Raw genomic sequence first — 16,966 nt, 5'->3', positions numbered from 1 at the left:
GGTGATTTAGAAAGTTTCCAACTGTTCTCAGAATTTATTCATCAATTTTATATTTTTCTATATCAAAGTCAAAATCGAATAATTCTTTTGGCGGAATTTTAAAGGCTGAAGCCATTTTAAGAATAGTTTCAATGGTTGGATTTCCTTTACCGTTTTCAAACTTATTATAATTACTGGAGTCGAAAACGGAATTTTGAGCAACAGCGTCCATAGAATTGTATTTCTCCTTCCTAATCTCTTTCAGATGTTCAGAAAAACTCTTCATATACAACTTTAAAACATCTTTGCTATCCATTATTTTTATAATTAATAGCAATTTTGGAAATTCAATCAAATATTCCATGGTAATATATTACCATTTTCAAAAATTATACTATATTTGTCGAATAAAAGGAATAAAGTTCAATATAAAATTAACTGCTTATTTAGAGATAAAAAAACACAATTTATCATATACCCTTGGTTTGTATAGGCAGGAAGTTCAGGTATTTTTACAGCTTCCTCCTGTACAGCCAGAAAAATGTAAAAACAAATAACCAAAAACCAAATTTATCAGATAACAAAAACACCATGATGAATTCAAGAAAACTTAAAATCCATTCAAGATTTCAGAAAAGCAGCAATCAACTTATTATCGTTCCGGAAATAATACTCAGAGGAAAATGGCTTGATGAACTGGGTTTCGGAAAAGGAAAAACTATACACATCCAGCAAAAGAAAAAGAAGCTCACCATTACTGTTGCGAAATAGTATAATCTGAAAAATGCATTTCGTTTCCCGCAGACTGCGCGAGACTTCCTGCGTTTGCAGGAAATGTAAAACAACCCTGTTTGTAAACTCCTGCAACTGCATTTGATTTCCCGCAGATTGCGCGAGACTTCCTGCGTTTGCAGGAAATGTAAAACAACCCTGTTTGTAAACTCCTGCAACTGCATTTGGTTTCCCGCAAGTTGCGCAAGACCTCCGGAGTACTCCGGAAGTTTAAAACAACCTTGTTTGTAATCTCCTGCGACCGTATTTGGTTTCCCGCAAGTTGCGCAAGACCTCCGGAGTACTCCGGAAATATAAAACAACCCTGTTTGTAATCTCCTGCGACCGTATTTGGTTTCCCGCAAGTTGCGCAAGACCTCCGGAGTACTCCGGAAATCTAAAACAACCTTGTTTATAATCTCCTGCAACCGTATTTGCTTTCCAGCAAGTTGCGCAAGACTTCCGGAGTACTCCGGAAATGTAAAACAACCTTGTTTGCAATCTCCTGCGACCGTATTTAGTTTCCCGCAAGTTGCGCAAGACCTCCGGAGTACTCCGGAAATGTAAAACAACCTTGTTTGGAACTAACGGAGATGACGATAGCACGCATTTGTAATTCGTGATTTTACAATATAGAAATTAAAGTTACAGATTATGACATAGGTTGTTTTTATTCTTACAAGAAAGAAAATAAAAGTTTGTAAGTTTAAAACCTATATCGTAATATTGCAATATAAAATTAAAGAAAAAAAATGGGAGCAACTAAAACAGACCATTTTACAGATAAGCAAAATACGGTTGCAACACTTTTAAAAGCGTTGGGGCATCCTGCAAGGGTGGCAATTATAGAATATTTAATGAAAGTTGATACTTGTATTTGTGGTGATATTGTAAACGAACTGCCACTTGCACAGCCTACCGTTTCACAACACCTGAAAGAACTCAAAAATGCAGGGCTGATAAAAGGCAGCATTGAGGGAAATTCAATCTGTTATTGTATTGAAGAAGAAGCTATCGAGAAGCTGCAAAATTATTTCGCCAACATTTCAATAAAACTATCTAACAAGAAAAACAACTGCTGTTGAACTAAAAACAAATAAAAATGAAATTATCACAAGTAAAAGCACTTTTGCCTACATTAGACAATGTTACGTTTAAATTGGAAAACGGAGCTTTCGTTCCTGAACATTTTCACGTTACCGAAATCGGAATGGTTACTAAAAACTTCATCGATTGTGGCGGAACAATACGCCAAGAAAAAATGGTAAACTTTCAGTTGTGGAATGCAAACGACCTCGAACATCGTTTGAAACCCATAAAGCTTTTAAACATCATCGAGCTTTCGGAAAAGCAATTAAACATTGAAGATGCTGAAATTGAAGTTGAATATCAAAGCAATACAATCGGAAAATACGGGCTGGCTTTTGACGGGGTAAATTTTATTTTGCAAAACAAAACAACGGCTTGTCTGGCAAATGACAAATGTGGTATTCCGCAGGAAAAACAAAAAGTAAATTTATCTGACCTCACAACGCAATCGGCTTGCTGTACCGTTTCATCGGAAAACGTTAAAAATAATTGCGGCTGTAACGCCAATGTTGATGACACTGTAAGTTCCGACAAAAATGTTTGCTGCTGATGAAATCTTTTTTCATAAAACACAAAAAGCCAATTATTATAACAACTTCGGTTATTGTGCTACAGCTCATATTCGGTTTTGATCCGAAATTTTTCATCATAAACATCATTTGGTTATTCGTATGACAAACAGAAAGAAAATTTTGGTGCTTTGCACCGGCAATAGCTGCAGAAGCCAAATTGCAGAAGGATATCTGAGGTATTTTGCAAATAATAAAGCAGATATTTACAGTGCTGGGGTTGAAACACACGGGGTGAACCCCAAAGCTGTTGCCACAATGCAGGAAGATAACATTGATATTTCAAAACACACTTCAAACAACATTAAAGAATATTCCGACATTGAGTTTGATTTTGTAATTACAGTTTGTGACAACGCAAAAGAACGTTGTCCCTATTTTCCGAGCAAGGCAAAAAAATTTCATCAAAACTTTCCAGATCCGGCAAAGGTTACCGGAAAAGAAGAAGAGATTAAAGAGGAGTTTAGAAAAGTAAGACAACAAATAAAAGACTATTGCCAACAGTTTGTCGCAGATAATTTATAGCCCGGTTTCGCGATTTTACAATATGGAAATTAAAGTTACAGATTGCAAATCTGCGACATCGGGAGTATATTTTAAATGAAAGAATGAAAAAAATATATTTGATATTTTTATTGCTCCGATAGCGCGGATTTGTAATCCGTGATTTTATAATATGGAAATTACAAATCCGAGACATTGGGTGAACGAACGACTTCGATTGGACTTTTGTCCTAAAAATCTCCGCCTTCGGTAATATATAAACAGGCTTTTGGAAAGATTGCGAATTTTGTAGTAAATCTCGTATACATTACACAAGAAACTTTATCTTTAACAGAAAATAATCGTTTCCGAAGCCAGTAACTTTGGCAAGCACCGGAACGTTAGCAGCAATTAGAAAAAAATGGGAACTACACACAGGGTATATGGACTCAAAGAAAAAAACATTCCTCTTTCTCAATTATTTAAAGATATTAAATTAATCAATGATTCTTTATGTATGGGTGATAAGAAGTCTTTTTATTACCGATTTATTTTGAAAACGCCTGAGCTTATAGATAAACTTAATTCAATGTTCGAAATTAACTTTCACCACTTCAATTCAACTTTTTATCTTTCGGACTATGATAAGTTACTAAATTTGTTTGAGATAGCTCCAAGTGCACAAAGGTTTTCATTTTCAAATAAATTAGAGAAGAGTGAAAGAGTAAATTATTTGTACTACTCGCTAGAAATAGAACAGTCCAAACTAAGTGCGACAGTTGTACCTTCAATAACGGAGGACTTCTTGCAAATGAAGAAAGAACTAATTGAGATTTTTGAAACGATCAAAACACAACGACTAATTAATCTGAGAAATGACGAGTTGGTAACTCTTGTAGATAATTTAATAGATACCAACCTTATTCCAAACGCAACATTTTCATATAAAAGTAATGGAGTAACATTTTCAGCAAGTGCTAATTTTGTTCCTAAAGGTAGTAACCAAATAAGACCTTCCGGAATTAAATTAAAATTTGATGAAGATTATATAAGATTAAATGGAGGTGTTGCTAATGCTTCAAAGCAACTTTATGAGGGACTAAATAATGTTTTTGATAAAAGTAAATATAAAATAAAGGGAAGCGTCAGCTTTGTATATGATACGGAAATGTATAACATTTTGAGTAAGATGGATTTTTTAGATTTTAATATTTATGCCTTTATTGATTTAAACAGGAATTTAAATTTTACAGCTGATTATTTAGAATTAACATCAATTAACGGAGGACATATTTCTTTAAATAATTTTGACTGGAAAAATAGCGAGTCTAATTATTTAGACAATAGAATTTATCTAGAATTGAATAATTCTAATGAATATGAGCTTCAAATAGCAGTTTCAAAGCAAATAAATGAAGAATATTATTTCAATATAGAATTATTAATTGACAAAGAATTAGAGTATTTAGGAATGGAATAAAACTGCCATTAAAAAGTATTGCCAATAGCTAAGGCTGAGTGGCTTTGATTGGGCATTTGTGAAAGTTTCAACTTTCGTTATTCTATTGAACCTTGGTGCTAAAAATCCCCGCCTTTGGCAATACCCAAACCGTTAGCTGTAATAATATAAAATTATGTCCCTAGAAAGTTTAACCCGATAGCACGGATTTGCAATCCCTGATTTTACAATATGGAAATTAAAGTTACAGCTTGCAAATCTGCCACATCGGGAGAAAATATTTTAAATGAAAGAATGAAAAAAATATATTTGATATTTTTATTGATTTTTTTATCTAATTTTAAATGTCAAGACATTAATAGAGTTAAAATTAGAGATTCTTTAGCAACAGCTGTATATGATAATAAGATGAAATTGAGTAATGAGTTAATTACAAATTTTAAAAATTCAGACTATTCAAAACTCAATAAGAAAATCATTAAAGATATAGGGTTTAAAAATTTAAAAAGTAAAAATATAATTTTCTATTATAATGGCTATTGTGATCATTATATCGATGACGATCTATTGTCCATTCATTTTTGTGCTTACAAGACCATATGCCCCGCATATAACCAAACTCATTTTTGGACAGAGAAAACAATAAAATACATCGTGAGGAAATACAATATTAATTTGATTCCTTATTTGGGTTACGTGGATAGTTTTATAACTGACGATAAACCTTACCAGACTTTTGAAGAAAAAATTAAACCGTATTATTATGACAATTCTAAAGATATAATACTAACAGCAAAGAATGAATCTAAAGGATTGTTTATTGAAAAATATAAAAACCCGAATGGAAGTAAAACTGAAGATATCTTACCATTTTATTACTTTTCTAACAAAGAAGAAAAAAGTGAGTTAATCTTAAGAAAAATTCAGGGGAAAGCAGAAAATTATCAATCTATATTTATTTCTTTTGAAAATGTAAAAGATAAAATTGTTATTGTTAGATTCAAGTATAATCAAGACGAATCGGGAGAATTTCAAGATAATAAATATAAAGTCTATCAATATAAAAATAAAAAATGGAAAGAAATTCCACCCAGAGAAGAGTATAAATCAACTTATTAAACCCGATAGCGCGGATTTGCAATCCGTGATTTACAACATGAAAATTACAAATCCGTGACATCGCGATAATTATACTGCTTTTGTGAAGTGTTTTTTACAAATAATCTAAAGGACTTTTGACTTTACTTTTGGAGATATCTGTAATATAGGTGTAAATTTCTGTGGTTTTAATATCATTATGCCCTAAAAGTTCTTTAATTATTCTGATATCTGTACCATTTTCTAAAAGATGCATTGCATAAGAATGGCGCAATGTATGAACGGTTGCGGGAGAACTGACGTTTGCCTTTTTCAATGAGTTTTTCAATACCTGTTGCACACTTCTTTTTGAATATTGCTCTGTATTTTGACCTTCAAACACATACGTTTTCGGCTGATATATTTTAAAGTATGTTCTCAATAATTCCAGCAATTTGGGAGAAAGATTTACAAATCTGTCCTTCTTTCCTTTTCCCTTCCTGATTAAAAGAACAGATTCCTGAGATTTTATATCCGATATTTTCAGTTCCAGAACTTCACTTAATCTCAGACCACACGAATAAATTGTAGTAAGGAGAGCTTTATGCTTTATATTCTCGGTACATTCAAGGATATTTTTTACTTCGTTGCAGGTAAGAAATTTAGGCAGCTTTGTTTCTCTTCTTTTAGGATACAGATGTTTAAGATTGATATCCTTACCAAATAATAATTTGTAAAATTTAGCAATACTAGAAAGAATAATGCTTTGATGCGATGCAGAAATATGATGTTTATTAATTTTCCAAAAGATAAATTTTTCAACATCTTCTAAAGGAATATCAAGCGGATCTGTATACTTTTGAGAAGCCATACTCAAAAAATTCTGAAGAGCACTTGAATAGTTTTTTACAGACGATGAACTGTATCTTTGAATAATTAATTTCTCTTTGTAAGAATCTACAAGTGAAATAATTTCCATGGTTAAGTTTTCATCAAATATATAAAACTTCACCCATACAAAAAAAATAAAACCTCAAAAAAACAAACTTTAAAAGCTTTAAATCAGTAATTTAACCAATATTATTGAGTTCATTATAAAATGAATGGACGCATGTTATAAATGTGAATTTGATACAATGCGTAAATTAGAGAGTTGGCAGCCATTATATATCGACATGAGAGGATTCGAATCATATAATAAGTTAAAGAGCAATATCAAGGATTCCAGACAAATCTATGACATAACTTATCACCTATATCAGACAGAAACTATCAAACTTGGTAAGGATTTAAAAAGTGGTGGAACAGTTAATCCAACTTTAAAGACTTCAGTTAACTCAGTAGAACATAGTCCAACAGCTTTATATCAAAGACTACAACACGCATACCCTTTTAAACTAAGACAACTAATTCTGATTTCAACAATCACAGCATTAGAAGTTTACCTGACTGACGTAATTCTTGAAATATTTGAACGGGACATAACACCATTTAAAGTAAGCGAGCCTGTTACCTTCCAGAAAAACTATTTACTAAGTCTTTCTAGCATGAACAAAATTCATTCGGATTTAATCACCAAAGACTTTAGGAATCTGACAAGTGGTGGCTTAAAGGAAATAGATAAGTATTATAAAAAAATGTTTGATGTTGACATTAAAAATCTTGGCGTAAACTTCAATGACATTGAAGAAATTCATATTAGAAGACATCTCTTTGTTCACCGTAACGGAGTGACTGATTTGGAATATGTGACAAAATTTCCAAACTATGGTTATAAACTTGGACAACAAATGAAAATAGAACATGACTATCTTATTGATTCACTTAATAAGCTGTCAGAATTTGCAGGTCTAATAAACAAAGAGCTATTGAAGAAGTATCCTGATATCAACAGAAAACCTAAATATCATGTCGGCAAAAAGAATTTTCAAAGCGACCATGTAAATCTTATGATAGAAATGAGTATTCTTTTTGAAAGCTTTGATGCTGTAAACTATTTGACAAACCTAAATGTAAATGGAGTTGATTTTTCTGAACATATAATTCAAGTAACGACAATCGACAACAACTGCATACTTTTTGTTTCCGGAAAGCAATCGGATTTGTCAAAATTCTTTAAACCAATAATTGAACATACAAGTTTGACTATAAATAAAACAATTGAAATAAGAAAATAACGGCTGCTAACAGGCGTTTGGCTCAATGGCGGGTGACGTGGTTAATTGAACATACTACCTCGCATCAACTTTTGTGGTGTATTGACAGTTTTGTGCTCCGAAATCCGCCACTGCGCCAAGCGCCAAACCGTTATGTGCAACTTTAAAACGACAATGATATGACACCAATTTACGACAGACACGGACGGACAATTGCTTGGATAAATAACAATTTTATTTATCACTTATCTGGCAGACAAGTTTTGGCATTCATAAATAACAATTCAGTATTTACTTATGGAAGCAGGCATTTAGGACGGTTTAGTAATGGATTTTTTAGAGATAGAAACGGAAACGCAATTGCATTTATCCAAGGCGCGACAAACGGACCAATACCACCCATTCCACAAATTCCTCCTATCCCACCTATTCCTGCAATTCCTCCGATTCCGCCAATTCCACCCATTGACAGTTTATCGTGGTCTAATTTGACTTGGGAAAATTTTATTAACGTTTAAAAAAAAATATGGCAAAGAAAAAAGACCCGAACCGTTATCGGCAACTTTAACACAGCACAACCGACAATATAAATATTAACAGACTTAAATAAAATAACAATGAAAAAAATACTCTCAAACTTAATCTTATTTTTTCTGGCTATTCAGGCGTTCGGACAAAATGTAAAGACATTAGACCTCACCTCTAAATCTGACCAAAGTAAATATTTTGTTGTTTTATGCGGACGAAATAACTCTGTAACTGGTCACGCTTTCATTGTTTGGGGCAAGGAGGATGCAGCAGCACAACAATCAATTATTGAAGGAGCATTTGGACTATATTCTAAAAATAGCGGTAGTAGTAGTGCTGACGGGTCAGCTATTTTTAAAGCATTTTTCTCAAAAGTTCCAGGAGAGATTGCAGACGAGTTTTATAAGGGTAGTTTAACCCAAGACCTAATTAGGTTGATTATTCAAGTTGACAAAGCTGATTATGATAAATCCTTTGCGATAAAAAATACTTGGGAGGGCAGAAATGACTATCAGATAATTGAAAATGACTGCATAACCTTTGCGACTGAAGTTACAAAAAGTTTAGGATTAACAATTCCAGTCAGAGAATTGACAGACCGACCTTGGAAATATGTTGATAAATTTCTGTCATCAAACAATCAATCAGACTTTCTCTCAGGTGTTTGGGAAAGTTCAGACCCAATTAAAAGGTTTAAATTGGAAATCACAAAAATGAATTGTATTTGGACAGAGAGAACACAAAGTGGTCAAACAATCGTGAAGACTATGGAAATAAAAAAAGAAAATGGTATTTATAAAATATACCGACCAAATGACAATGAAGTTCTTACATTTTTAGGTTACCAAAATACTATCCGTTCTCAAATTTTAGTAAGGGGAGCAAATCCTTCATACATTGACATCAAACGAATAGACGGAAAGAATTTGCAAGGTTTGTGGAACGGAATAATTATCATTAAAGATACAAGTGCAAATCTTAAAGAAATTAAACAACCCGGCTCCACACCTGCAAAACAATTTGACTTTGTTAGACAATATTAAAGATTAATGGAAATACAAATAGATGATGGAAAAGCAGCCGATAACACGGGTTTTGCGTCAGGCGGGGTAACGTGCAAACTTGGAGCTTTGTTCTTCGTATCAAGTTCAGTGCTGGTTGACAGTTTTGTGCTCCGAAACCCACCCGAACGCAAAGCCCGAAACCGTTATTCTATTAGCTAAAAACTTCTACCCCACTTCAAAATCAAACAATTCTTGCGGATGTATTTCTAAACCTTTCGCTAATTCCTGTATGGTAGAAATTCTAACATCAACTTCTCCTTTTTCAATTTTGCTGATATTACTATGGTCGACATCACATTTTTGAGCTAATTCCCGATAGCTTAATCCTGATTCTTTTCTAAATTTTTCAATTCTTTTCCCAAAAGCTATCCGAAATTCAATTCTATCCATTCCATTGTAAATATAACGTGGTGATTTAGAAAGTTTCCAACTGTTCTCAGACTTTATCTAGTCCAGAATAATACTCTTCAAAATCAAAAATAATATCAAATAATTCTTTTGGATGTATTCTTAATCCGGTAGCAATTTCAATGAAAGTACTGAGCTGACAATCGATTTTGTTATTGGCAACATCACTAATTCTTGCCGCTGTAATATTGCATTTTTCAGAAATCTTAGAATAAGGAATCTCTCCTTTTATTTCTTTTATTTTTTCTGAAACCAGTTTTTTGATTTCATCAGTCTTAAATTCATTCATAACTGCACTCTTTTGTGCAAATTGAAATTATTAGTATAAATTACCATTACCGAATTCGGTAATATAAAAATATTTTTATTACATTTGTAGAACAAATAATTGATTAGAACAATCTTATATCTTCTGATGAAAAATAAAATCATTAAATGGACAAAAATTTGCTTATTTAGAGATAAAACACAATTTATCATATACCCTTGGTTTGTATAGGCAGGAAGTTCAGGTATTTTTACAGCTTCCTCCTGTACAGCCAGAAAAATGTAAAAACAAATAACCAAAACCAAATTTATGAGAAACAATATGTGGTGGATGAATTAACGGATGAAGAGTATAAAAATATTTATCTGAAGGCAGTGGAAATTTCTTCTGTAAATAAGGCTGAAAATACAACGAAGCCAGAATCTGAAATCAGAACCCCAAAGAAATGGTGGGAATTTTGGAAATAATAACGGACCGAAATGAAACATTTGTGAAAATTGCTTTATATTTTTAGTAAAACAAAAAAAACAGGACTATGAATTTCAAACAAATTTTATCAAAACCAGAAAAGAAAATAAAAGTAATTTTAACGTATAGGATTGACGAATCTGATATAAGAAATTCTGAATTTGCTAATTTTAAAATTGTGGATTTTTCCGATGTTCTTCAAAAAAATAATTATGATCCTTCAAAAGATTCAGAGCTGAATAAACTTGAATACCTTTCTAAAGTAATTATCAGTTCGGAAAATAATATTGTAATTTACAACACAGGATCGAATCTGGAAGACTTTGATACCCTGTCTGAAATGTTAAAGCCGTACGAATTAATCATCGACAATATTTTAGTACCCAACGAATCCAAAAGAAAACAACAACTTATTGATGGACAGAAAGCGTATAGAGAGCATAATCGCTGGCTGAATTTTTACCCCGGAGAAATTGAAGAGAATCATAAGTACTTTGAACAGAGAATTAACACCTTAAAAGAAAAGTATAGAAATACTGAAACAAAAATATCAGAGATCTAAATCCTGATAACCCGATGTCGCGGATTTGTAATCCGCGACATCGGGTGAAATAATATATCATTTTAAATCCACCAGTTCAGACAAAGAAACTTCTAAAGCAATAGCCAATTCCAGCAAAGTATAAAGTGTAGGATTTACTTTTCCGTTTTCCAATTTTTCAATTGCCTGTCGGTCTTTATTACAGGCACGGGCAAAATCCGACTGGCTCCACCCTTTCTGTTCGCGAAGCCTAATAATTCTTTTACCCAATTCTGTCTTTAGCTGTTCTCTGGTCATAATTCAAATGTCAGCTAATTCGCTTACAAAATTGTCATACAAAAAGTTGACAAATAGAAAATTTTTTATACATTTGTCATATAAAAATACGACAATGATGAATTCAAGAAAACTTAAAATCCATTCAAGATTTCAGAAAAGCAGCAATCAACTCATCATCGTTCCGGAAATAAGGCTCAGAGGAAAATGGCTTGATGAACTGGGTTTCGGAAAAGGAAAAATGGTGAATATTCAGCAGAAGAAAAATAAACTGATTATTACCGTCGATGACTTATAAATATGATATGATGTATTTGTTATTTGCAACATTCAATTATAAAAATTCAATCATAAAAAACTCAAATTTTGCACTCTTTTTGGTAAAATACTTTCCGTACCTTTGATTATATCTGAAATTTCAGGAAATTATTCATCATCAATAAACATCACAGCATGAAAATACTCATCATTGGCGGTAACGGAACCATCGGAAAAACAGTAGCAGCGCATTTTAAAGAGAACAACGAAGTGGTAATTGCCGGAAGAAACTCAGGAGATGTAACGGTGGATATTGCAGACAGCGATTCCATTAACGAAATGTTCAAAAAAACAGGAAAACTGGATGCCATCATCTGTATTGCCGGTGAAGCAAAATGGGCAGATTTCAAAGACCTTACCGAAGAAGATTATTATATCGGACTGAAAAGTAAACTGATGGGGCAGGTCAACCTTGTGCGTATCGGAAAAGATTATCTGAATTCCAATGGTTCTATAACATTATCTACAGGAATTTTAGCGGATGATCCTGTTGTTCAGACTGCAAGTGCAGCAATGGTGAACGGTGGAATCCACAGCTTTGTACAGGCGGCAGCGCTGGAACTGGAAAACGGAATCAGACTGAACGTTGTATCTTCCGGAATGGTGGAAGACGCTTATGAAAAATACAGAGATTATTTTCCGGGACACAACCCTATTCCGATGAAAAAAGTCATCAACGGTTATGTAAGAAGCGTAAACGGAAAAGGAAACGGAGAAGTCATCAGAATTTACAACTAAAAAATAAAAGGTTGAATGATGAATAAACTGCCGAAATATTTACATGATCTTGAAGAAAAAATCTCAAAACACACTGTTTCAAATCCTGAAATTTCGAAATCGACTGTAGGATGGCAAATAGAACATATTCTGCTGACAATTAATGCCATCATTGAAAACATAGAAAAATCTGATCCCAAAAATTATAAATGGAGCTTTAAGCTTTCGAAAATTCTGGTTTTTGCGTTGAATAAAATTCCCAGAGGTCGCGCGAAATCCCCAAAAGTAGTCACTCCGGGACATTATGATGAGCAGACTTTGGAGGAGCATTTACAATTCACCCAAACGAAAATCAGACAACTGGAAAACCTTGATCCCAATAAATATTTCAACCATCCTTTTTTCGGAGATTTAAAACTGAAAAAGGCAATTAAATTTCTTGAAATACACACGAACCATCATCTGGAAATCATTAATGATATTTTGGAGAGTAAATGACGAATAAAATAAATTTATAAAAAGTATTAAACAATAATCAAATTCCGGACTTCATATCTGGAATTGTTATTTTCGTATATGTAACGTTTTTCCTTTAATTGTTTTCGATATATTTGTTTTCCATATTAGTTTCTAAAAGGCTAAAAAACTGATACCCGAAAATAAAATAACCAAACTCAAATATGAAAATTGCAATTTTCTCAGACATTCACGGTAAAATTCTGTTACCTTTCAAACTTGTTGATCTGTACCAGAAAGAAACGGGCTGCAAAATTGATTTTATCTTACAGTGCGGAGATATGGGAGCCTATCCAAACATCGAAAATCTCGATAAAGCGACGATAAAACACGCACAATACGACAGAGACGAACTCGGTTTCCATGATGATTTCACAAAAGAAAAGCCCGAGATCAGGGCATTTTTGAATGAGCTTAATATGAACATGATCTGCGTTCGCGGAAATCATGAAGACCACGATTTTTTAGATGAACTTGAAAAAGAAAATCCTGACAAAAGCATATTTCCTATCGATATCTACGGAAGAGTTTTCGTCTGCAAATCTGGTTTAGAACAAACATTGGAATCGGAAGATGAAGTTTTACAGTTTGTTGGAATCGGAAGAATCGGAGACCGAAAAGACAGATCCGAAAAGCGCTTTATTCAGGATTACGAAAGAAAGGAAATCAGAAAATTGTTAAAAACTAAAAATACTTTTGATGTCCTGATTACTCACGACAAAGACGACAGCCAAAGCGGTTACGGAATGACTGAAATAAGACAAGTGCTGGACAATGTAATTTTCCAATATCATTTTTACGGACATACGGGAGAGCCTTTTAAAGAGGAAACAGATTCCAACTGCATCACACAGTCTATTAAAATAAAGGAACTGGAATTCAACGAAGACGGAATATTAGAAAACGGCTGTATGATTATTCTCACAAAAGAAAAAGAAGAATTAAGCATTGATGTTGTCGATCAGAAGCTGACAAATAAAATGACAAAATTTAACTGGAAGTCTCATTAACCGGACTAAAAGACTATACAAAATGGAAGAACCGCTTACCCATCTTATCATCAACTGGATTGAAGTAGACCATCAGAGGATTTTGGTTGGTGCGACAGACAATGAGCGATGGAATCTGGAAAAAGAATTTGGAGGTTCCGGAGCAGATGCAAAATCTTCGGTCTGGGTAATTTTAAAGGAAAATGGGAAAGGCAGAAGTGTGTCCGAAGAGGCTCATTTTTTCTGTTTTCCCGGAGATCCTGTCCGGTCTCTCGCAATGTCTCGCGTATTCGATTTGTTTGAAACCGCGTGGAACATTAAAAATCAAAATATGAATCTTGATGAAGCCAGAGAAAAGTTCTTCGGAAAAATTATTGAGGAAGTTGCTTAAATAAAAACCTTATTAAAATGAAAAACATACAACTAATTGATCTGGAGAAACACAGAAATTCTAAATATGAACTTATTGAAGATAAAATCTATAAAAATACAGAAGAGGACATCTATGTTTTTGCAGTAAATTTTGATCTGGAAGAAGAGGAAGATTCTCAATATCCGCTTGAAGATGTTTTGGATAAATTTTATCTGCACGTTTCTGATTTTCTTGATGAAGATGCTTTTTACAGCTCAAAAAATATCAGTCTTGAATTAGCAGGAGAATTAGCAGATGTTCAGAACGCCATTCAATCAATTATCGGAAAGAGAGTATATAATTCCGAATATATCGGAGATGACGGAATTACTTATTTGAAACTGGTGATAGAATAAATATTTCAAATTCAGAAAAATTTTATAAAATTAAAAAGTAAAAATATGTCAGTACTCTGGAAAGTTCAATTATTATCATTGGAAGATAAAAAATGTACATTAAAAATAAAAAATGGGCATAGTAATGATGGGCACATCCCAACAGAACCAGTGTTCATGATTCAAATTATACATGATGCCTGTTTACAAAGTTCACACCAGACTTTTGAATTTCCGAAAGGCACTCTCTTAACTGAGATAAGCACTTCTCAATCTTGTGATAACGACTATTTTGAAAAAGTTGTTAACCAATATATTGAATCTATTGAAATTATCAACGAACAAAGCGAAGAAAATATAGAAGCATTAGTTACAAAATCATTAGAAGATAGAGGTTTAGAAATGGAATCTGACGAATGGGAAGATGCATACGAAATCGAAATTGAAAAGTACAACATTGAATCTGTTGTTGAAATCACCATGTCAGATCAAAAATATCTCGATCATTTATTTCATATAGAACATAATGGGAAAATCATCAGTAGACCTGACTGGGATAGTTTTGCTAGCTTATAATTTATATTGTTTATCAAATAAAATCACAAAAAATGAACAACAACTTTACAATAGACGATTTACAGGATATATGGCAGAAAGTAAGCATTCTGCACAACGGACAAACATATGGCGGACAAAACAAAAACCAAAAAATAGAATACATCAATCACATCGGAAGTGTGGTATTTGAAATCATCAATGCTTCTAAAAATACTCCTGATTTTAATTTTGATCTTGCCATAAAATGTGCGTTTTTGCATGACACCATAGAAGATACAGATTTCCCAATCGAAGATCTCGAAAAAGAATATGGCAAAGAAGTGAAAGAAGGTGTTCTTGCTCTCACAAAAAATACGGAACTAGAAAAGGAACATCAAATGATCGACAGCTTAAACCGAATAAAGCAACAGCCCAAAGAAATATGGGCCGTTAAAATGGCAGACAGAATTTGTAATTTATATGCTCCACCCTATTTCTGGAACGAATCGAAGAAAAAGAAATACCTTGAAGAAGCCAAAGTGATCTATGAACATCTGAAAGAAGGTAATGAATACTTGGCTAAAAGATTATACGAAAAAATAGAGGCTTATAAAAATAAATGATTAAGATTGAAACACATACTCTTGCAGGACAATTTGATATTGAAATCAAGAAAAACGAAAATTTTTATACCCTTTTAATTATTGCATCCAAATCACAATATTTCAAAGATCACAATGGTAAAGTCTGGAGTGGAAAAATTATCGAAACAGAAAAGCTTTTTGAGATCACAAATCTTATAAAAGAGTGTTACAGAAACCCTTCTGTTCCCAAAAGAATAACGATTCTTGACGGAAGATCTATCAAAATCAATTTAAAAGATGACGAATCTCAAATTACATTAAAACTGATAGACATCGATGAAAACACAAACGAATCTGAACTGATACAGAAAATTAAAGAGCTTATAAACGAGGTAATTGGTCATAGCACAACATTAAAGGATTATTTAGATGTTTTTATATATTAGCCTTCTTAAATTAATGCAAATTCATTTTTATTAAATTATGACATACAACGAATTTTATAACAGCATCAATCTTAACAACAATATCGAAAAAAGAGATATGGAAACTTATCTTCTGGCTTTATTGAAGATTGCAGAACAGCTAAAAGAGCAACCTTTGACAGCCGATTTATTATCGAAAATTCTACTGGATGCATTTAATTCGGAGCCGAAACAATTTGATACAGAATGGTTAAAGATTATAAAAGCGCCAGACGAAAAAAAATTCATCAATTCAAAGACAGGTTCTTCATCCGGCGGCGAATATGATTATACAATTGCCGTTATAAAATTTCAGATTGCAGAGCTGCATAAAATGAAAGGAAAACAGCTGGAAGATGAATCGCGTCATTTTGGAATCGATTCTGAAACTGGCAACCGATGGTATAATTTTGAACCGGATTCTATTTTGGAATGTGGCATGAGATGTTACTTAGACCACGGTGATGATGAAAGTAATGATGAAGAGTTTGAAGCAAGCTGGCTAACTCTAGGAGATTTGCTTGAAATGGGAAGAATTTACGAATAGCAGACTGATGCAATTAAAAATAAAGGCTGTCGTTACAACAGCCTTTTCATTAATAATTATAATAAACATTTGTGTCATACTGAAATAACATTTAGAAAAAATTCTGGTTTGGATCTTTACAAAACATGAAGAATTAATTTCTTAAAAAATATGATCTTCTTACCTTGTCATCTGTAAATAAACTTTCATTATTCATTTAAGAACATTTCCTATTATTACAGTAGCTTTTTTAAATTGTTAATTTCTGTAATTCTTAATATGAAGCTTTTCAGATTTTGGGAAACAGCCTTTTCCACTTTGCAACAGAGTTTCTGCTTACTTTGAAATAAGCCGCAGTATCATTATTATTCATATTATTGTTTTTCTGATACCGAAGAATCTGCAGGATAGCTTCATCATCGTACGCCCGGA

The 16,966-nt window shown here is 32.9% G+C and carries 26 protein-coding genes; 21 read left to right on the top strand and 5 right to left on the bottom strand.

All coding sequences use genetic code 11. The features are described 5' to 3' along the window. Nucleotides 1-34: 34 nt before the first annotated feature. A complete protein-coding gene (locus tag WFK35_RS05700) occupies nucleotides 35-295 on the bottom strand; it encodes a helix-turn-helix domain-containing protein (protein WP_336731783.1) in 261 nt (86 codons plus the stop codon). A gap of 275 nt (nucleotides 296-570) precedes the next feature. Between WFK35_RS05700 and WFK35_RS05695 the strand changes: the two genes are divergently transcribed. The 6 genes from WFK35_RS05695 to WFK35_RS05670 all read left to right on the top strand — a co-directional run bounded on the left by WFK35_RS05695 (nucleotide 571) and on the right by WFK35_RS05670 (nucleotide 5,469). Then, entirely contained in the window at nucleotides 571-750 is a 180-nt protein-coding gene (locus WFK35_RS05695; RefSeq protein ID WP_336731782.1) for a SymE family type I addiction module toxin, read from the top strand. Nucleotides 751-1,502: 752 nt separating this feature from the next. Further along, nucleotides 1,503-1,835 carry an ArsR/SmtB family transcription factor gene (locus WFK35_RS05690; protein ID WP_290263477.1) on the top strand — a complete coding sequence of 111 codons (333 nt, stop codon included), beginning with the start codon at nucleotides 1,503-1,505 and terminating at the stop codon, nucleotides 1,833-1,835. Nucleotides 1,836-1,852: 17 nt separating this feature from the next. Next, the gene (locus WFK35_RS05685) at nucleotides 1,853-2,389 is read left to right on the top strand and encodes a DUF6428 family protein (RefSeq protein WP_336731781.1); all 537 of its coding nucleotides are present in this window, start codon (nucleotides 1,853-1,855) and stop codon (nucleotides 2,387-2,389) included. A 121-nt stretch (nucleotides 2,390-2,510) separates the two neighbouring features. Beyond that, the gene (locus tag WFK35_RS05680) at nucleotides 2,511-2,933 is read left to right on the top strand and encodes an arsenate reductase ArsC (protein WP_336731780.1); all 423 of its coding nucleotides are present in this window, start codon (nucleotides 2,511-2,513) and stop codon (nucleotides 2,931-2,933) included. Nucleotides 2,934-3,312: 379 nt separating this feature from the next. Continuing rightward, nucleotides 3,313-4,371 (top strand): hypothetical protein, encoded by a 1,059-nt coding sequence (locus WFK35_RS05675; protein ID WP_336688515.1) that lies wholly within the window; start codon nucleotides 3,313-3,315, stop codon nucleotides 4,369-4,371. A gap of 210 nt (nucleotides 4,372-4,581) precedes the next feature. Continuing rightward, nucleotides 4,582-5,469 (top strand): hypothetical protein, encoded by an 888-nt coding sequence (locus tag WFK35_RS05670; protein ID WP_336731779.1) that lies wholly within the window; start codon nucleotides 4,582-4,584, stop codon nucleotides 5,467-5,469. 94 nt (nucleotides 5,470-5,563) lie between these two features. Here the strand turns inward: WFK35_RS05670 and WFK35_RS05665 are convergent, their stop codons facing one another. Next, the gene (locus WFK35_RS05665; protein WP_336731778.1) at nucleotides 5,564-6,406 is read right to left on the bottom strand and encodes a tyrosine-type recombinase/integrase; all 843 of its coding nucleotides are present in this window, start codon (nucleotides 6,404-6,406) and stop codon (nucleotides 5,564-5,566) included. A 157-nt stretch (nucleotides 6,407-6,563) separates the two neighbouring features. Here WFK35_RS05665 and WFK35_RS05660 point away from each other — a divergent pair, with 157 nt between their 5' ends. The 3 genes from WFK35_RS05660 to WFK35_RS05650 all read left to right on the top strand — a co-directional run bounded on the left by WFK35_RS05660 (nucleotide 6,564) and on the right by WFK35_RS05650 (nucleotide 9,154). Further along, complete coding sequence (locus tag WFK35_RS05660) at nucleotides 6,564-7,604, top strand: hypothetical protein (RefSeq protein WP_336731776.1); 1,041 nt, start codon at nucleotides 6,564-6,566, stop codon at nucleotides 7,602-7,604. A 158-nt stretch (nucleotides 7,605-7,762) separates the two neighbouring features. Next, on the top strand, nucleotides 7,763-8,101 hold the full coding sequence (locus WFK35_RS05655) for a 4-fold beta flower protein (protein WP_442892008.1): 339 nt from the start codon (nucleotides 7,763-7,765) through the stop codon (nucleotides 8,099-8,101). 99 nt (nucleotides 8,102-8,200) lie between these two features. Beyond that, complete coding sequence (locus WFK35_RS05650) at nucleotides 8,201-9,154, top strand: hypothetical protein (protein WP_336731773.1); 954 nt, start codon at nucleotides 8,201-8,203, stop codon at nucleotides 9,152-9,154. Between the two features lie 186 nt (nucleotides 9,155-9,340). Here WFK35_RS05650 and WFK35_RS05645 read toward each other — a convergent pair whose 3' ends face one another. Together WFK35_RS05645 and WFK35_RS05640 are read right to left on the bottom strand one after the other, a co-directional pair. Further along, entirely contained in the window at nucleotides 9,341-9,565 is a 225-nt protein-coding gene (locus WFK35_RS05645) for a helix-turn-helix domain-containing protein (protein WP_336731772.1), read from the bottom strand. Between the two features lie 46 nt (nucleotides 9,566-9,611). Continuing rightward, complete coding sequence (locus tag WFK35_RS05640) at nucleotides 9,612-9,872, bottom strand: hypothetical protein (protein ID WP_336731771.1); 261 nt, start codon at nucleotides 9,870-9,872, stop codon at nucleotides 9,612-9,614. Between the two features lie 197 nt (nucleotides 9,873-10,069). Between WFK35_RS05640 and WFK35_RS05635 the strand changes: the two genes are divergently transcribed. Both WFK35_RS05635 and WFK35_RS05630 read left to right on the top strand, forming a co-directional pair. After that, a complete protein-coding gene (locus WFK35_RS05635) occupies nucleotides 10,070-10,318 on the top strand; it encodes a hypothetical protein (RefSeq protein ID WP_336731770.1) in 249 nt (82 codons plus the stop codon). Nucleotides 10,319-10,386: 68 nt separating this feature from the next. Next, nucleotides 10,387-10,881, top strand: coding sequence for a hypothetical protein (locus WFK35_RS05630; RefSeq protein WP_336731768.1), 495 nt, complete (start codon nucleotides 10,387-10,389; stop codon nucleotides 10,879-10,881). A gap of 57 nt (nucleotides 10,882-10,938) precedes the next feature. Here WFK35_RS05630 and WFK35_RS05625 read toward each other — a convergent pair whose 3' ends face one another. Further along, complete coding sequence (locus WFK35_RS05625) at nucleotides 10,939-11,157, bottom strand: helix-turn-helix domain-containing protein (protein WP_076390764.1); 219 nt, start codon at nucleotides 11,155-11,157, stop codon at nucleotides 10,939-10,941. A 94-nt stretch (nucleotides 11,158-11,251) separates the two neighbouring features. On the opposite strand from WFK35_RS05625, the gene WFK35_RS05620 reads away from it, so the two are divergent. The 10 genes from WFK35_RS05620 (at nucleotide 11,252) to WFK35_RS05575 (ending at nucleotide 16,555) form a co-directional block, all read left to right on the top strand. Continuing rightward, nucleotides 11,252-11,434, top strand: a complete 183-nt coding sequence (locus WFK35_RS05620) for a SymE family type I addiction module toxin (protein ID WP_116100096.1) — start codon at nucleotides 11,252-11,254, stop codon at nucleotides 11,432-11,434. A 155-nt stretch (nucleotides 11,435-11,589) separates the two neighbouring features. Continuing rightward, nucleotides 11,590-12,192, top strand: coding sequence for a short chain dehydrogenase (locus WFK35_RS05615; RefSeq protein ID WP_336731767.1), 603 nt, complete (start codon nucleotides 11,590-11,592; stop codon nucleotides 12,190-12,192). Between the two features lie 15 nt (nucleotides 12,193-12,207). Beyond that, nucleotides 12,208-12,669, top strand: coding sequence for a DinB family protein (locus tag WFK35_RS05610; protein ID WP_336731766.1), 462 nt, complete (start codon nucleotides 12,208-12,210; stop codon nucleotides 12,667-12,669). Between the two features lie 182 nt (nucleotides 12,670-12,851). Beyond that, on the top strand, nucleotides 12,852-13,697 hold the full coding sequence (locus WFK35_RS05605; RefSeq protein ID WP_336731764.1) for a metallophosphoesterase family protein: 846 nt from the start codon (nucleotides 12,852-12,854) through the stop codon (nucleotides 13,695-13,697). 22 nt (nucleotides 13,698-13,719) lie between these two features. Beyond that, nucleotides 13,720-14,067, top strand: a complete 348-nt coding sequence (locus WFK35_RS05600; protein WP_336731762.1) for a hypothetical protein — start codon at nucleotides 13,720-13,722, stop codon at nucleotides 14,065-14,067. 17 nt (nucleotides 14,068-14,084) lie between these two features. Then, nucleotides 14,085-14,444 (top strand): hypothetical protein, encoded by a 360-nt coding sequence (locus WFK35_RS05595; RefSeq protein WP_336731760.1) that lies wholly within the window; start codon nucleotides 14,085-14,087, stop codon nucleotides 14,442-14,444. Between the two features lie 45 nt (nucleotides 14,445-14,489). Next, a complete protein-coding gene (locus tag WFK35_RS05590; protein WP_336731759.1) occupies nucleotides 14,490-14,999 on the top strand; it encodes a hypothetical protein in 510 nt (169 codons plus the stop codon). Nucleotides 15,000-15,031: 32 nt separating this feature from the next. Beyond that, nucleotides 15,032-15,583 (top strand): bifunctional (p)ppGpp synthetase/guanosine-3',5'-bis(diphosphate) 3'-pyrophosphohydrolase, encoded by a 552-nt coding sequence (locus tag WFK35_RS05585; RefSeq protein ID WP_336731757.1) that lies wholly within the window; start codon nucleotides 15,032-15,034, stop codon nucleotides 15,581-15,583. Next, nucleotides 15,580-15,990 (top strand): hypothetical protein, encoded by a 411-nt coding sequence (locus tag WFK35_RS05580; RefSeq protein ID WP_336731756.1) that lies wholly within the window; start codon nucleotides 15,580-15,582, stop codon nucleotides 15,988-15,990. Before WFK35_RS05585 ends, WFK35_RS05580 begins: the two co-directional genes overlap by 4 nt. A gap of 37 nt (nucleotides 15,991-16,027) precedes the next feature. Then, nucleotides 16,028-16,555, top strand: a complete 528-nt coding sequence (locus WFK35_RS05575) for a hypothetical protein (protein WP_336731755.1) — start codon at nucleotides 16,028-16,030, stop codon at nucleotides 16,553-16,555. The last annotated feature ends 411 nt before the right edge of the window (nucleotides 16,556-16,966 follow it).

Source organism: Chryseobacterium sp. VD8, assembly GCF_037149975.1.
In the GTDB taxonomy this organism is placed as follows: Bacteria; Bacteroidota; Bacteroidia; order Flavobacteriales; family Weeksellaceae; genus Chryseobacterium; species Chryseobacterium indicum.
This window is presented reverse-complemented; position numbering and strand designations above follow the sequence as displayed.

Coding starts and splice junctions, on each gene's coding strand:
- WFK35_RS05700 (WP_336731783.1), bottom strand. CDS start 295: ATGGATAGCAAAGATGTTTTAAAGTTGTATATGAAGAGTTTTTCTGAA.
- WFK35_RS05695 (WP_336731782.1), top strand. CDS start 571: ATGATGAATTCAAGAAAACTTAAAATCCATTCAAGATTTCAGAAAAGC.
- WFK35_RS05690 (WP_290263477.1), top strand. CDS start 1,503: ATGGGAGCAACTAAAACAGACCATTTTACAGATAAGCAAAATACGGTT.
- WFK35_RS05685 (WP_336731781.1), top strand. CDS start 1,853: ATGAAATTATCACAAGTAAAAGCACTTTTGCCTACATTAGACAATGTT.
- WFK35_RS05680 (WP_336731780.1), top strand. CDS start 2,511: ATGACAAACAGAAAGAAAATTTTGGTGCTTTGCACCGGCAATAGCTGC.
- WFK35_RS05675 (WP_336688515.1), top strand. CDS start 3,313: ATGGGAACTACACACAGGGTATATGGACTCAAAGAAAAAAACATTCCT.
- WFK35_RS05670 (WP_336731779.1), top strand. CDS start 4,582: ATGGAAATTAAAGTTACAGCTTGCAAATCTGCCACATCGGGAGAAAAT.
- WFK35_RS05665 (WP_336731778.1), bottom strand. CDS start 6,406: ATGGAAATTATTTCACTTGTAGATTCTTACAAAGAGAAATTAATTATT.
- WFK35_RS05660 (WP_336731776.1), top strand. CDS start 6,564: ATGCGTAAATTAGAGAGTTGGCAGCCATTATATATCGACATGAGAGGA.
- WFK35_RS05655 (WP_442892008.1), top strand. CDS start 7,763: ATGACACCAATTTACGACAGACACGGACGGACAATTGCTTGGATAAAT.
- WFK35_RS05650 (WP_336731773.1), top strand. CDS start 8,201: ATGAAAAAAATACTCTCAAACTTAATCTTATTTTTTCTGGCTATTCAG.
- WFK35_RS05645 (WP_336731772.1), bottom strand. CDS start 9,565: ATGGATAGAATTGAATTTCGGATAGCTTTTGGGAAAAGAATTGAAAAA.
- WFK35_RS05640 (WP_336731771.1), bottom strand. CDS start 9,872: ATGAATGAATTTAAGACTGATGAAATCAAAAAACTGGTTTCAGAAAAA.
- WFK35_RS05630 (WP_336731768.1), top strand. CDS start 10,387: ATGAATTTCAAACAAATTTTATCAAAACCAGAAAAGAAAATAAAAGTA.
- WFK35_RS05625 (WP_076390764.1), bottom strand. CDS start 11,157: ATGACCAGAGAACAGCTAAAGACAGAATTGGGTAAAAGAATTATTAGG.
- WFK35_RS05620 (WP_116100096.1), top strand. CDS start 11,252: ATGATGAATTCAAGAAAACTTAAAATCCATTCAAGATTTCAGAAAAGC.
- WFK35_RS05615 (WP_336731767.1), top strand. CDS start 11,590: ATGAAAATACTCATCATTGGCGGTAACGGAACCATCGGAAAAACAGTA.
- WFK35_RS05610 (WP_336731766.1), top strand. CDS start 12,208: ATGATGAATAAACTGCCGAAATATTTACATGATCTTGAAGAAAAAATC.
- WFK35_RS05605 (WP_336731764.1), top strand. CDS start 12,852: ATGAAAATTGCAATTTTCTCAGACATTCACGGTAAAATTCTGTTACCT.
- WFK35_RS05600 (WP_336731762.1), top strand. CDS start 13,720: ATGGAAGAACCGCTTACCCATCTTATCATCAACTGGATTGAAGTAGAC.
- WFK35_RS05595 (WP_336731760.1), top strand. CDS start 14,085: ATGAAAAACATACAACTAATTGATCTGGAGAAACACAGAAATTCTAAA.
- WFK35_RS05590 (WP_336731759.1), top strand. CDS start 14,490: ATGTCAGTACTCTGGAAAGTTCAATTATTATCATTGGAAGATAAAAAA.
- WFK35_RS05585 (WP_336731757.1), top strand. CDS start 15,032: ATGAACAACAACTTTACAATAGACGATTTACAGGATATATGGCAGAAA.
- WFK35_RS05580 (WP_336731756.1), top strand. CDS start 15,580: ATGATTAAGATTGAAACACATACTCTTGCAGGACAATTTGATATTGAA.
- WFK35_RS05575 (WP_336731755.1), top strand. CDS start 16,028: ATGACATACAACGAATTTTATAACAGCATCAATCTTAACAACAATATC.